Annotated in this window: 13 protein-coding genes and 1 pseudogene; 7 read left to right on the plus strand and 7 right to left on the minus strand. The window is 66.0% G+C overall.

The window, feature by feature from the left end; all coding sequences use genetic code 11:
* The first annotated feature begins 96 nt into the window (after window positions 1–96).
* Both ACJ512_RS29005 and ACJ512_RS29010 read left to right on the plus strand, forming a co-directional pair.
* Window positions 97–243 carry a YgaP-like transmembrane domain gene (locus tag ACJ512_RS29005; protein ID WP_407685352.1) on the plus strand — a complete coding sequence of 49 codons (147 nt, stop codon included), beginning with the start codon at window positions 97–99 and terminating at the stop codon, window positions 241–243.
* Window positions 244–256: 13 nt separating this feature from the next.
* Window positions 257–1,165 (plus strand): sulfite exporter TauE/SafE family protein, encoded by a 909-nt coding sequence (locus tag ACJ512_RS29010; RefSeq protein ID WP_407685353.1) that lies wholly within the window; start codon window positions 257–259, stop codon window positions 1,163–1,165.
* 536 nt (window positions 1,166–1,701) lie between these two features.
* On the opposite strand, the gene ACJ512_RS29015 is transcribed toward ACJ512_RS29010, so the two are convergent.
* From ACJ512_RS29015 to ACJ512_RS29030, 4 genes and pseudogenes are all read right to left on the minus strand, one after another.
* The gene (locus tag ACJ512_RS29015; protein WP_407685354.1) at window positions 1,702–3,102 is read right to left on the minus strand and encodes a PPE family protein; all 1,401 of its coding nucleotides are present in this window, start codon (window positions 3,100–3,102) and stop codon (window positions 1,702–1,704) included.
* A 44-nt stretch (window positions 3,103–3,146) separates the two neighbouring features.
* On the minus strand, window positions 3,147–4,361 hold the full coding sequence (locus ACJ512_RS29020) for a PPE family protein (protein ID WP_407685355.1): 1,215 nt from the start codon (window positions 4,359–4,361) through the stop codon (window positions 3,147–3,149).
* 226 nt (window positions 4,362–4,587) lie between these two features.
* A pseudogene (locus ACJ512_RS29025) lies at window positions 4,588–4,638 on the minus strand (hypothetical protein); the annotation flags it as partial.
* Window positions 4,639–4,812: 174 nt separating this feature from the next.
* Window positions 4,813–5,187, minus strand: a complete 375-nt coding sequence (locus ACJ512_RS29030; protein ID WP_407685356.1) for an IS66 family transposase — start codon at window positions 5,185–5,187, stop codon at window positions 4,813–4,815.
* Window positions 5,188–5,853: 666 nt separating this feature from the next.
* On the opposite strand from ACJ512_RS29030, the gene ACJ512_RS29035 reads away from it, so the two are divergent.
* The 3 genes from ACJ512_RS29035 to ACJ512_RS29045 all read left to right on the plus strand — a co-directional run bounded on the left by ACJ512_RS29035 (window position 5,854) and on the right by ACJ512_RS29045 (window position 9,395).
* Window positions 5,854–6,432 carry an OsmC family protein gene (locus ACJ512_RS29035; RefSeq protein ID WP_407685357.1) on the plus strand — a complete coding sequence of 193 codons (579 nt, stop codon included), beginning with the start codon at window positions 5,854–5,856 and terminating at the stop codon, window positions 6,430–6,432.
* Between the two features lie 271 nt (window positions 6,433–6,703).
* Entirely contained in the window at window positions 6,704–7,978 is a 1,275-nt protein-coding gene (locus ACJ512_RS29040) for an NAD(P)/FAD-dependent oxidoreductase (protein WP_407685358.1), read from the plus strand.
* Between the two features lie 37 nt (window positions 7,979–8,015).
* Window positions 8,016–9,395: a dihydrolipoyl dehydrogenase gene (locus ACJ512_RS29045; protein ID WP_407685359.1), complete on the plus strand. Its 1,380-nt coding sequence runs from the start codon at window positions 8,016–8,018 to the stop codon at window positions 9,393–9,395.
* Window positions 9,396–9,506: 111 nt separating this feature from the next.
* Here the strand turns inward: ACJ512_RS29045 and ACJ512_RS29050 are convergent, their stop codons facing one another.
* The 3 genes from ACJ512_RS29050 to ACJ512_RS29060 all read right to left on the minus strand — a co-directional run bounded on the left by ACJ512_RS29050 (window position 9,507) and on the right by ACJ512_RS29060 (window position 11,151).
* A complete protein-coding gene (locus ACJ512_RS29050) occupies window positions 9,507–9,920 on the minus strand; it encodes a type II toxin-antitoxin system VapC family toxin (RefSeq protein WP_407685360.1) in 414 nt (137 codons plus the stop codon).
* 4 nt (window positions 9,921–9,924) lie between these two features.
* A complete protein-coding gene (locus tag ACJ512_RS29055; protein ID WP_407685361.1) occupies window positions 9,925–10,158 on the minus strand; it encodes an AbrB/MazE/SpoVT family DNA-binding domain-containing protein in 234 nt (77 codons plus the stop codon).
* Window positions 10,159–10,371: 213 nt separating this feature from the next.
* A complete protein-coding gene (locus ACJ512_RS29060; protein ID WP_407685362.1) occupies window positions 10,372–11,151 on the minus strand; it encodes an ArsR/SmtB family transcription factor in 780 nt (259 codons plus the stop codon).
* A 66-nt stretch (window positions 11,152–11,217) separates the two neighbouring features.
* On the opposite strand from ACJ512_RS29060, the gene ACJ512_RS29065 reads away from it, so the two are divergent.
* Together ACJ512_RS29065 and ACJ512_RS29070 are read left to right on the plus strand one after the other, a co-directional pair.
* Complete coding sequence (locus tag ACJ512_RS29065) at window positions 11,218–11,988, plus strand: maleylpyruvate isomerase N-terminal domain-containing protein (RefSeq protein WP_407685363.1); 771 nt, start codon at window positions 11,218–11,220, stop codon at window positions 11,986–11,988.
* Window positions 11,989–12,149: 161 nt separating this feature from the next.
* Window positions 12,150–13,682, plus strand: a complete 1,533-nt coding sequence (locus ACJ512_RS29070; protein WP_407685364.1) for a 4Fe-4S dicluster domain-containing protein — start codon at window positions 12,150–12,152, stop codon at window positions 13,680–13,682.
* The last annotated feature ends 5 nt before the right edge of the window (window positions 13,683–13,687 follow it).

The raw sequence follows: 13,687 nt of genomic DNA on the forward strand, positions 1-13,687 counted from the left end.
ACCGGGCGGAGCCAGCGGTCGCGAAGGCCAGTCGAGAACGGCTAACGTGGTGGGATGAAACGCCGTCGGGATCCGACCCAGCGTGGAATGCGCGGGATGCCCAGGCCGCAAGGGGGGGCGATCCTGACCGGTTTCGTGGGAGTCAATCTGCTACTCGACACGGCCGTGGGGTGGTGCCCGACGAGCCTGCCGCTGCATCGCCTGGGCGTTCCGACGGCGGCCGAACACCCATCCGGCGCATAGTTCGGAGCCACTGGTGGGCGCCGCCGTCGCGATGACGCTGAGTGCCACCCGCGTCGCCGCATCGGTGCCGTTGGGTTTTGTGATCGGGTTGTCGCTGGGTGCGCTGGGCGGCGGCGGATCGATCCTGGCGGTACCGGCACTGGTCTACGGCGCGGGCGAGACCCCGCACGCGGCGACAACGACGTCGCTCATCGTGGTTGGGGTATCCGCCCTGGTGGGAACGGTGCGCCAGCTGAGAGCCGGGCGGGTGCGACTCGTCTGGGGCCTGACATTCGGGCTCGTCGGCATCGGCGGATCGTTTCTGGGCTCGGCGAGCAGTCGGGCGATACCCGATAACGTGCTGCTCCTGGCCTTCTCGGGCTTGATCGTGGTGGTCGCGTGGCGCTTGCGTGGCCGCTCGGGGGAGACGCCGCGCCGTGCCGAGCAGCACACTGCGGCCGCGATCACTTCCGGGCCGGAACTCCCAGCTCCGGCGAAAACGCCTGACCATGCTCGAACCGCGATGGGCACCGCCGTACGGGTGGTGATCGCCGGAACCGTGGTGGGATTCCTCACCGGGTTTTTCGGTGTGGGCGGCGGTTTCGTCGTCGTGCCCGCTCTGGTCCTGACGCTGGGCTACGAGATGCCGGTCGCGGTCGGCACCTCCCTGCTGGTGATCGCCATCAGCTCGGCCGAAGGGCTGCTGTTTCGACTCTCCGACAGCGACATCGATTGGGCGGTGGCGATTCCGTTCACCGCGGCGGCGATCGTCGGCGTGCTCCTCGGGGACAGGGTCGCCGCCAAAGTGCCGGCGGCGCGGCTCACGACGTGGTTCGTCTGGCTGATGCTCGCGGTCGCCCTCTACACGGCAGCCGAATCGGTGCTGGCGTCGGTGACACGGACGGCGCACTCGCTCGCCGAGACCAGTTGCAGCGGCACCTGACCGGCCCCGTGCTCCGGGGCCATGCGACACGAGTTGTTGCAGTGCGCTCTGCGTGTTCGCGGTTGCCGGGGGCGCCGAGGGGTGGGCGAGCGCGGCGGACTGGCCTGCGAGCCCGGCCGGGTTGGTGGTATGCGGAGGGGGTGTAAACGGCGCCGATATCGACGCGGCCGACGACGCCTGCGCACAGTCATACATGGCGGTGGCGTCTTGGGCCAACATTTCGGCGTATCGACACCGCCGACGGACCCGCCCACGACCTGGCGGCCAGCCGCGACACCACGGAATCACTTTATGCTGCAGTGGAATACAGCTCGGCTGCGGCCAAATCGTGGCTCAACGACGGCTACTGAACGGATACCGATGCATATAATCGCCGTCCGCACTGCGCCCCGTCCACCCAGCTGCCAAACCTCCCCCGGCAAAGCGCCTCGAAGTCTCCACTTCACACTGGGCGACTAGCTCGCGAGGGATTGAAATTCCGGGCTGTCGCTTGCCACGCCGGAAACCTTACGCGACAACGGCGTGCGCCCCTCACATCACAACCCACCCACGGGGTTGTCACAAGAGCCCCTTTTCTTGTCGCCGGTGTGAATGTGTACCGCATGGGTACCCGGTTTCCTCGACAGTTGGTCCAGCAGACTCTCAAGTTGAGCCTTGTCGGTGTGCCAGTGCTGAACCGACTCGGGCTTCTGGGAGAGTTCGGCAAGGACGCGTTCGAATTTGCTGGGTTTCGTACCGCCCTTGTCGCGGGCCGTCTCCGATCGGTGCACAGTTGTCACGTTGACCGCGGGCGGCATTGCCTTGCCGAGTGCGCCACCGACCGCGCTTGCCAGGATCATCTCGCCAGTCAGGTCTTCGATGGCCTTTGCCGCGACCGCAGGGGCTGCACCGGCGCCGGTACCCTGCAATCCGGAGGCAACCAGCTTGACGGTGGGGGTGGCTGCCGCCCAGCTTGGCGGTACTGACAACCCACCCGTCAGCCCAGCGCTGCCCAGCTGCGCTGAGACCACCGGGGCGGCTGCCGTCAGGCCCGCGTTCGGCGCCGTCATCGATGCAGCCAATTGCGGCCCCGATGCCGTAGACAGCCCAACCGAGGATATCGCGCCTTGCATCCACAAAATGTCGAGGTTCATGCCGAACATGGTGTTGACCACGCCGGAAGCTCCCACTAGAACAGCTCTCCCGCCCGTATCCAGGAAATCCGCGGCGATCGACAACGGCGACGACGAACTCAACAGATCGAGCAGCGGCGTAATCACCGACGAGATCGGCAGCGTCGAGGTCGCGGCGTTGCTCAGCATTGATGGTGTCGTGGACATCAGTTCGGCCAGCTGTGAGAGTATCGGCTGCACCCCGCCCGCTGACGCGCCGATCTCCTGCGCGGCCGACACGGCTGGAGCCGCGGCGCCGCCCGGATTTGTCGTGGGGGGCGCGGCCGTGAACGGCGCCAACCGGGTGGCAACCGCGGACGACGCCGCATAGTCGTACATCGCGGCGGTGTCCTGAGCCCACATCTGCCCGTACTGCGCCTCGGCAGCCGTGATCGCCTGCGTGTTTTGGCCGAAGACGTTCGTCGCGATCAATGCCGCCAACTCGCTGCGGTTAGCTGCGATGACCGCCGGGGGCACCGTCGCAGCGAAGGCTGTCTGGTAGGCGTGGACGGCCATGCTGGCCTGGACGGCGGCTTGCTCGGCTCGCGCAGCGGTGTCACGCAGCCACGCTGTATACGGACTGGCCGCGGCCGCCATCCGCACCGCCGAAGGGCCGCGCCATTGCGCTGACAGTGTCGACAGTGTGGACGCGTAAGAATTCGCCGCAGAGCGCAACTCGGCGGCGAGAGTACCCCAGGCCGCCGCGGCCCGAGACATTGATCCGGACCCGGCGCCGGCGTAGATACGGCCGGAATTGACTTCCGGCGGCAACATCCCGTAATCCATCTCTACCCCTTCGGTCTACGGATTCTGCACGGTGCGGTCAAGGGTTATTCGTCGTCTTCGGTTATCAGGATGATGTTTATGGTCGCATCGTCTGCCGCCGCAGCATCTGCGGTGCGCACGTTGCCGGCTGTGGCGGTGCCGGCGCCGGTTCCGACGATCGCCCGTCCGGCCAGGCCGGAGAGCGCCATGCCGCCGAACAGGTTTCCTTCTTCGACGGCGGTGACCGCTGCCACGGCCGCAGCCGGTTCCGACACCGGCACAAACACGGCAGCCGGCTTGATTTCCGGGGCCGCCAGTACCCAACCGTGCGGCACCGACATGTTACTGATCAAAGCCGCGCGTCCCATGCTGGCTGACACTTGCGCCGGTGCCGCCGAGCTGGCCAGCACACCTCCGGAACCAAACACGCCCGGCGGGAGGCCGAGCACGACTTTGTCGAACTTGCTGGCCACGTTCGCAAAGTTGACCCCGGTTTGGGTTACCGAGTAGAGCAACAGGCTTACAAGCTCGCCTTCTGGAAGCCCGGACAACAAATTGAACGGCGATAGCGACCCGACGGTCACATTTGCTAGCACGTCAACGAGCGAAGACGGTGTGGCCGCCGCCGGCGAGGCGCCCACCGGGGCCGCCATCGTGTGCAGTAACTGGGGAACCGAGGACAGCAGAGCCGGCAATGTCTGTGCCGGTGTCTGGGCGGCGCGGGTTACTGCTGCGGCCTGCGCAACCAGCCCGCTGGAGTTGGTGGCCTGCGGCGGCTCGACGAACGGAGTCACCGCGGATGCCGCCGAGGCAGAACTGGCGTAACCGTACATGGCCGCGGCGTCTTGCTCCCACATCTCGGCGTAATCGAGTTCGGTAGCCGCGATTGCTGGGGTGTTCTGCCCGAAAATATTGGTTGCCACCAGGGATGCCAATAAGCTGCGGTTGGCCGCGACGGCCGGCGGCGGAACGGTGGCGGCAAATGCAGCCTCGTAGGCGGCCACCGCGGCGCGGGCTTGGACTGCGGTTTGGCGCGCGCGGACGGCGCTGGTGTCGAGCCATGTCGTATACGACTGGGCCGCCGCGGCCATCGCCGCGAACGACGGGCCATGCCATCTGCTCGCCAGCCCAGAAGTTGTCGACGAGTAGGCGGCCGCCATGATCTCCAAATCTGTGGCCACACCGTCCCACGCGGCAGCGGCGGCCAACATTGGAGCTGACCCGGGACCCGTACACAAAAGACCCGAATTGACTTCTGGCGGCAATATCCCAAAATCCATTCGAAATCCCTAAGTAAGTCGCTAGTCGGCTGGGGGCTGGCGCTGGTGGTAGCCATGCGCCGGTGGTGACGAGTTGGCGGAGGGCGTCGAGTTTGTTGATGCCCCATTTGTCGGTGGTGTCGAGGCAGGAGTGCACGATGGCGAAGTCGGCGAGTCCTTGCATGGTGCGCCAGCTGCCGCCCGAGGTGCGTTGCCGGATTCTGACTGGGCGCAGGGTGCGTTCGGCTTCGTTGTTGGTGAACGGCACCGACAGATCGGTGGCGAAGCGCGAGATCATGTCCTCGTAGCGGCCGAACCGGATGATCAGGGTGGGGTCTTGGCGGCGAGTTCGGTTTCCTGTCCGCGGTTTTCGTCGTTGCCGTGGGCGAATGCGCCCAGGTACCGGTTGCGGATGCCCGCGAGTACGGCCGGGTGAGGACCTCGGCTGCGGCGGCTCGGGCGCCGGTGGCGGCTATTCGGTGCACGCGAGGTGCACATAGGTGGGCGTGCCGGCGGCGCGGCCGGGTGGTTCGCCTGCCTGTGGCGCCAGCGCGTCCGCGAGCGGTTTTCGCATGTGGGCAAGGACGTTTCGCTCCAACCTGCGTGCCGCGCGGCCACGGACCCCGGCCAGAAACCCGGTCGAGACGTCGATCGCGGTCAACGCTTCCAACAGCTCTCGGGTGCGGCCCATCGGCAGGTAGTGCGCGCACGTCAACAGCGCCGCCCGGGCGCAGAACTCAGGTCCGATCCGCACCGGCGAGACCCATGCCACGAGGGTCTCGGCATGGGCGGCCGGTACCGCCTCATCGTCCCACCCGCGGTGCTGACCATCCCGCAGGCTCGGCAAAGCTTCGAGAGTCGCTGGTACTCGGTGATCTGCAGGGGCGGCGGCTCCAGCACATCGTCGCGTGCGACATCAACGATCGCCCGGGAACGCTCGACCACCTCCAACGCGACACCGAGTTTGAACTCGGCGCAAAACTCGCGACGTTCCATACTTGCTACTCCAATTCGGTTCAGCCTCGACAATAAATCAAGGCGGTGTCTGAAAGGTCACCATCCTGCCCCCGGACCGGCATACATCCGGCTCGGATTGATCCCCGGCGGCAGTGCCCCGAAATCCACGCGGGACAGGAACTCAGGCTGCATGGTCACCATCGACGCCAAATCCTCTCAAGCATGCGGTGCTTCACCACGCTATCTTCGATGCACGCCGGCGCATCAGGGCCCAAAGCCCCCTCTGGACCTGAGCCCGTGCATGGTGAGGAACCGTTGACCCGCCCGTGAAACGTTGATGACGGCCCGACCCGGCGGAGCAACGCTGCCGCTGAGACCGCGCCCACGAAAATGTCATCCGGAGATCCCAAGAGGGCCCAAAGTCCCTACCGCGTGGTGCGAAGCACCTGCGACAGTGTATTCGTTCCCGCGGAAGAAGTGCACGGGATCCAGCTGCTGATCGTCAAGGACGCGGCGCGCAAATTCAGTTCGACCACAAGATGATTAGGGACCGACGATGGATAACACGGGTGTGCTCGATGGCGTCGACATGAAGGCGTTGACAGCGATGGTCGAGGCGGTGAGGACTGATCGTAACCTGGCCAAGGTGACCTTCCGGGCCAACTCCCAGTGGCGGGGCGGCTGCCTGGTGACCTCTCAGGTTTCAGCGATGACCCAGGGTGGCGACACCGACACCGGCCGGGCCGAGAAGAAGTTCACGATGACAAGCGATCACCCTGTCTCACTGCTCGGCAACGATACGGCGCCCACACCGGCCGAGTACCTGCTGCAGGGCCTCGCGGGTTGCTTGGCATGCAACATAGTGGGCACCGCCGCGGCTCGGGGAATCGAACTGGAAAGCTACACCTGCGAGGTGGAAACCGATTTCGATGTGGCGTCGCTATTTTTGGGCATTACCGAAGGGATCACCGCCGAACAAGGGTCCGGCGCCCAGGAGTTTCGCGCCAAGTTGAAAATCGTCGCACCGAAAGCGAGCCGGGAAGAAATCGAAGCTGTGGTCAAGGCCGGACAGGAACGGTCTCCTGTCACCAACACCCTCGCCAGGGCGGCCAAGATGGTCGTGACGCTGGAGTGAACACTACCGATAGTCGCCGATAGCTCCTAGCGGCGACGAGGACCGCTGGGAGCTCTCGGCTTATTGGTGTCGTGTATCACGCGGCGAGGTTCCGGTGGATTTGGCCGAATGCGGCGAACTGGGTTCGCCGATCTATGGAGGCGGCGCCGAAGTATCGACTCGTCCGGCGGCAAGCTGGCCGGTTCTGATGTTTTGAGGTATGCCGCGGATACCCATATCTGCGGCCGGGTCCGCATTGAAAGTCGGTCGGACATCGAAGGGAGCGATCGCGATGACGCAGGCCAAACCACGGGTCCTGGTGCTGGGGAGCAGCTTTGCAGGGCTGACCACAGCCCGGTTCATCCGCGAGCACGCCGGTGACGCCGTCGAGCTTGTCGTGCTGGATCGGAATCCCTATATGACTTTCGTGCCGAACATCCAGTTAGAGGTGTTCGCCGATCACGATCCCCTCGAATCCCTGCTGCTGGACACCCCGAAGATCCACGGTCATGACGGCAACACCTTCTTGAACGCCGAGGTGATCGCGATCGACCCCGACGCCAAAAGCGTGCACATCGTTCCCAGCGACCGTCTGGGGGCAGCCACCGAGGCGCTCGGCTACGACTATCTGGTGATCGCGCTCGGGAACCGGCTGGCCTATGACCAGATCGAAGGCTTCGGGGAGCACGGCGACACGGTCTCCAGCGGCTACTACGGTAACAAGCTGCGTCGGCGTCTCGCTTCCTACAAGGGCGGGCCGATCGCCATCGGCTCGGCCCGGTTCCACCAGGGTCTGCAGGGCAAACCGGACTGGATGCCGGTCGGGGTCGCCGCGTGCGAAGGCCCGCCTTTGGAGCTCGGGCTGGCGATGGCGCACTGGCTCGGCGAACACCATCTGGGCGACGCGCATCGCATCACGCTTTTCACCCCCGCGTCGATGATCGCCGAGGATGCCGGTGAACAGATCGTCACCGCGTTCTTGGAGATGGCGGCCAAACAGGGGTTCGGCTATCTGAACAAAACCGAAGACGTCGTGCGTCTTACCGCCGACGGGATCGAGTTCCAAAACGGTGCGAGCCTGGAAGCCGAGATCAAGATCGTCTTACCCGACTGGGTGCCCCACCCGTTCTTGAAGGACCTGTCGGTCACCGACGAGCGGGGTTTCGTGCTCACCGACCGGCGGATGCGCAATCCCGAGCATCCCGAGTTGTTCGCCGTCGGCGACGCGGCGGCACTTACGGTGCCCAAGCTGGGCGGCCTGGGACACCAGCAGGCGCAGATCGTGGCCCGCCAGATCGCCATCGACGTCGGCGCACTCGCCCCCGCCGACGCCGGACCCGAATACGAGCCCGAGATTCTCTGTTTCGGCGACATCGGCGCGCAACGAGGTTTCTACATCTACTCCAACACCTGGTTCGGCGGGCACACTTCCGTGTTCAAAATGGGTCACGCTCCCTATGCAATGAAGCTGGCGTTCAAAGAGATGTACTTCCGCACCGGAGGGAAGCCGCCGTCGTTCGGGGTGCCGGCCACCCACCTGCTGATGGACCACTTCCCCGGCGAGTAACACACGACGCCCCAACCGGGGCAGGCAGGATTGTCGAATGGATGACATCGATGCGCTCACCATCGGCGCAGGCGGCGGCGGCTACCCCGCGGCGTTCCGGCTTGCGGCGGCGGGGCGCAGCGTCGTGATGGTCGACCCCAAGGGAGTAATGAGCGGAAATTGCCTGGCCGAGGGCTGCGTGCCGTCCAAAGCCGTGCGCGAAATCGCCCACCACCTCCAGCAGCAGCGGCGCTTTCACAAAAGTGGGCTGCACGGGGAAGTCGACGTCGACTACTCCGAGGTGGTCGCCCACAAGGACCAGGTGCAAACCCGCCGCTACGCACAGCACGACGCGGAGTTGCGGGCGGCACCCAATGTCACCCTGGTCACCGGAACCGCGCGCATCGAGGATCCCCACACGGTGGCGGTGGAGACCCCCGAAGGGCTTCGCCGCTTCACGGCGCGCAACATCGTCATCGCCAGCGGCTCGGATATTTCGGCGCCGCCGATCCCCGGGCTCGAGCACTGCCTCAACAGCCGAGACCTCTATGCACTCCACCCGTCCCTGTCGAGGCTGCCGGCTTCCATGCTGGTCATCGGCGGCGGCTACGTGGGCTTGGAGACGGCATCGTTTTTCGCGGCCTTCGGCGCCCGGGTCACCGTGTTCGAACGCGAAGCCCAACTGCTGCCCGGGATGGACCCCGACATGGTGGCACTGCTGGCTCCGCTGCTGGACCCGAACATCGAAGTCATTCTGGGGGCCGAGGTGCGGCGGGTCGAACAAACCCACGACGGTGTGCGGGTGGTCTTCTTCGACGGAGCCGCCGAGCAGCACAGGTCCGCCGAGGTCGGATTTCAGGCACTGGGTCGTCACCCGGTGATCCCCGCCGGCCTGCGCGAGGCCGGTGTTGCGATCGGCGCCCACGGCGTAGCAGTCGATCCGGCCCTGCAAACCAACCTGCGCCACGTCTACGCCTGCGGCGACGTCAACGGCAGAACTCCGCTGTTCCATGCCGCTGTGCGTCAATCCGTGGCCGCCGCAGCCAACATCCTGGCAGGTGACCGGCACGCCGATGCGGTGGACTTTCTGTCCACTCCCACCACGGTCTTCACGCTTCCCGCCGCCGCCTACGTCGGCCTCACCCGCGCATCCGCGGCGGCCAAAGGAATCTGCGTCGAAGAGGGCTCCTACTCCTTCGCCGAGGACAGCCGGGCCCAGATCTTCGGTGAGACCGGCGGAGAGATTCGGCTGTTCTTCGCGACGGGCTCTTTGCGGCTGGTGGGCGGTTGGGTCGTCGGAATCGATGCGGGCAACCTCATCGGCCAGATCGGGCTTGCAGTCTCGAGTGGACTGACCGCCCGAGACCTTGCCACCTTCGCCGACCAACACCCGATGAGCGCCGAAGGGATCTCCCGAGCCGCCCGAAACCTCTTTTGACGCAACACGACCCGGTAAAAGCTCAGGAAGCCTGACGCACGACCGGCAGCAGTATCGGTTGCCCGTCGATCCGCGGGAAGACCGGTTCTCGGGGCCCGCGGGAGCCAGTTTTCATGGCGGCGTCGGCGAGAGCAGCTCATAGTCGACGGCGAGCAACCGATATGTCGGTTCGGCGCGCCGGTCGCAGGTGACGAGCGGGAGGTTGTGCTTGCGGGCAGCTGCACCCACGAGACCGTCGTACAGCGCGCCGCCTGCCAAGCCCGCCAACGCCAACTCCCGCACCAGGTCCCTTGAATCCGTTGCGGACAGGAAGCGAGACTCGGGAAAATTCTTCTGCTCCAAGCGAAGTGCGGCAGCCGGACTGAGCCGGTGCGGTGGTGGCAGTCGGGTGAGTACCGACAGCAGCTCGACCGCGGCATGTCCCGACATCCCACGGCGGCATGCGAGGAGCCGAGTTCTGGCGGCGAGGTGCAACGGGTTCTCACGCTGCGCCAAGGCAAGTGCCGCACTGGTGTCGAGAAGCACGTGTTCAGCGCTGGTCGGCAAGCCGCAACTCCCTGACCGCGTCGGCGTCAAGTTCTGGGCCGCCACTGGGTAGCAGCAGAAGTCCATCCTGTTCGACGAGATTGTCGGCTGCCACGCTTTCGATGCGGACAGCGGCCCCGTCCAGAGAAATCTCTACCTCGCCCGCGGTAATGCCCGACTGCTCGCGGAGCGACTTGGGAATCACCAAACGTCCAGCCTTATCGATGGTAGTACGCATGCCAAGATATTACCATCACTTTGGTATCGATATCCGGCTGGAGAACCGGGACGAAGCACCTCCGGTTGGCAGCCCCTGGCGGTCCTTTCCCGTCCAACTGCCCGCTGCAGTAGCCGATTCCGCAGCGCAGCAGCCACTTCTCGCGGCGTAGGCCACTTGGCATCGGCTTGCCAAGTCAGCCATAGTGGCCGAGGCGAACAGGCTCCGTGCCGATCAGTCCCAGTCCGCTGGCATACCGAAAGTGTCGGCGAGCCCTCGGCGCCCGAGGTCGGTGAGCACCACCGCGCGACGCCGGTGGACCCGGCGGATCCAGTCCAGGTCGAACATGCGCTGGGTGAGCGCGGCCCCCAGTGGGCCGGCGAGGTGGTGGCGCTGTTCGGACCAGTCCACGCAGTAGCGGATCATCGGCGTCTTGCGGGTCAGCGCGTCCAGGTCTATCCCGAAGGCGGCCAGCGATTCTCGTCCGGTCGGGGTCAGCCGATAGGCCAGGTCGGCGCCGCGCGCCGACAGCCGATCGGTGTCGGCTTCATCGGGGTTGTAGCGCCCGTCGCCGCCGGTGAGCAGGCCCTGCTCGAGCAGCGCGGTCATGACGGCCACGCCCAGCCGCCCGGCGAGGTGGTTGTAGCAGGTGCGTGCCCGGCGCAGGGCGTGCGCACGCGTGCCCTGGCGCAACGAGCGGATCGGCTCGGGCGGAGAGATCCGGGCAAGGGCCTCCAGCGCGTCGGCCACTGCGGGGCCGGACAGGCGGAAGTAGCGGGCACGCCCCTGACGCTCGACGCTGAGCAGTCTGGCGTCCACGAGTCGGGCGAGGTGCTCGCTGGCGGTGGAGGCGGCTACTCCGGCCTCGGCGGCCAGCACGCCGGCCGGCAGTGCGCGCCCGTCGAGCAAGGTCATCAACACGCGCGCCCGGGCACGCTCGCCGATCAGCGCGGCAATGCTGGCGATATCGGCGTCACCGTGCCCGGCGAAAGCGACAGCGGGATCGGTGAACACACCACCCACGATAGGACGCGGATATTTCGGTCCGGGCCGAAGTAAGCCGGCATCACGATGGGTCTCATGGGCGCAAAGATCGACACCGACCGGTTTCCGGAGTGGCAACCCTTCCTGGACGCGGTTGCGCAGCACCGGCCCGACGCCGGCACGTGGTGCGAAGCCTGGACGGTGCGCGACCTCGTCATCCATATCGCCGCAGGCGCCGAAGAACTCGCCCGGGTGCTGGGCAAGCACCTCGAAGGCGAAAGGGCTGACACGCGTGGCTTTGATGAACGTGAGGGCCCGCTGCGTGCCTTGAACGACGCGGATCTGTGGGAGGCGCTGCACAGGGCGATGGCCGCCTTCAACGAAGTGGCAGCAGCCGCCGCCGACGTCCCCACCGATACTGACGTTGCCTGGGCCGGCCGCACGATGAAGGTGCCGTGGTTCGCCGAACACGTCCGAGAGGAACTCGTCCTGCACGGCTGGGACATCACCGGCGACGACGCGGCGGCACAGGCGCGACTGGCCCAACCGTGGATGACGACCCACAGTGTGGTCGCGGTGGGCCGGCCGCTGCTGGCCAAAGGAGCCCAGCAGCTTGGGCTTGCGCCCGGCGAGCGATTCGAGGCCCGGCTGCGTGTCCGTTGGTCACAAGACGTCGTGATCACGGCTGACAATGGTTCGACGTCGGTCGCCTTGGCGGAGCCGGACGGACCGACGACACTGGAAACCGACGAGGCCGCACGGGTCCTGCTGTTGTGGGGACGACGGCCAGCTGACCCGTCGCGGATTCACAGTCGAGTTGGACCCGACATTCTCGGGCGTGTTCGCCGACTGCTCAGTGGCTATTGAAGCGACCGGGGTTTGCCGGCCCTCCAGGTTGGCAATATCATGACTTCTTGATCACCCCAACGGTTTTGATGATTCAACCGGCTCAATTGCATACCGTTACTGGTAGCGGTAGGTTGACCAGGGTGGGCCAACAAAGCCAACCCCGCACCGAAATCGGGGAGATGGCTGTCGACTCCCCCCAAGTCGGGCGATGGGTGAAGGTTCTCGACCAGACTCGCTGCATCGGCTGCCACGCGTGCAGCACCGCATGTAAAAGCGAGAACGAGGTCCCGCTGGGGGTGAACCGGACCTACGTCAAGTCGGTGGATGTCGGCAAATTCCCGGAGGCGCGCCGCGCGTTTCAGGTGACGCGATGCAATCAGTGCACCGACGCCCCCTGCGTGACCGCCTGCCCCACCCGGGCCATGTACAAGAGGTCCGACGGGATCGTCGACTTCGACAAGAGCATCTGCATCGGCTGCAAGGCGTGCATGGCCGCATGCCCCTATGACGCCATCTTCATCAACCCGGAAGACCACTCCGCGGAGAAGTGCAACATGTGCGCCCACCGCCTCGACATCGGCTTGGAGCCCGCCTGCGTGACGGTGTGCCCCACCGAGGCGATCCTCGTCGGCGACCTGGAGGATTCCTCGTCCAAAGTCGCCGAACTCATCAACCGTCGGCCTGCTGTGGTGCGACGACCTGAGAAGGAAACCGGGCCGGGGGTGTTCTATCTCGGTGCCCACCAGGCCACCCTGGACCCGCTGGCGGCGCGCCGGCCGGACGGGGGGTTGTACGCGTGGGCGACCCAGGGTCCCGCCGATCCGCAACTGGCGACGTCAGGTCACCCGGTTGGTGCGGTCTCCTCGGCGGCAGCACTGGTGTCCTACGACGTCCCCCACCGCGCTCCCTGGGGGTGGCGGGTGAGTCTCTACACGTGGACGAAAAGCCTTGCCGCCGGCCTCCTGATGGTGGCGGTCGGCCTGACGCTGATCGGCGAGAACGACTGGGACGATCCGTTGACACGGTGGATCGCGCCCCTCGGATCGCTGGCGTTTCTGGCGATCACCGGCGTCTTGTTGACCTGGGATCTGAAGCATCCGTTTCGCTTCTACCTGATCTTCACCCGACCGCAATGGCGCAGCTGGCTGGTGCGCGGGGCGTTCATGCTCAGCGGCTACGGCGGGATCCTCGGCGTGTATCTGGCGGCCGTCATCTTCGATGTGGGGTGGTTGCAACGGGCCAGCGGAATCCTCGCAGTGCCCTCGGCGCTGGTCACCGCGTACTACACCGCTTTTCTGTTCGCCCAGGCCAAGGCTCGCGATCTGTGGCAGAGCGCTTTGCTTCCCGTGCATCTGGTGTTGCAGGCGATATTAGCCGGCGCGGCCGGCCTGCTGCCGTTTCTGCTGGCCGCCGGCTACGCCCCGCACCGTGCCCTGGTCGCCACCGAAGTCATCATGGCGGCCGCCGCCGCGCAAATTCTCTTGGTGTGGGCCGAGGTGGCGATGCCGCACGTCACCGCCCACGCGCACCTGGCGATCCACGAGATGGTCCGGGGCCGGTTCGCACCGTTCTTCTGGGTCGGTATCGGCGGTGTCGCGGTGGCGGTGGCCGCGCCGTGGATCGGTTGGGTCGCCGTGCCGTTCGTGCTGATCGGACTGCTTGCCCACGAGCACGCCTACATCCAGGCCGGGCAGGCGGTTCCGCTGGCCTGAGGAAG

The sequence above is a fragment of the Mycobacterium cajalii genome (assembly GCF_045809005.2).
In the GTDB taxonomy this organism is placed as follows: Bacteria; Actinomycetota; Actinomycetes; order Mycobacteriales; family Mycobacteriaceae; genus Mycobacterium.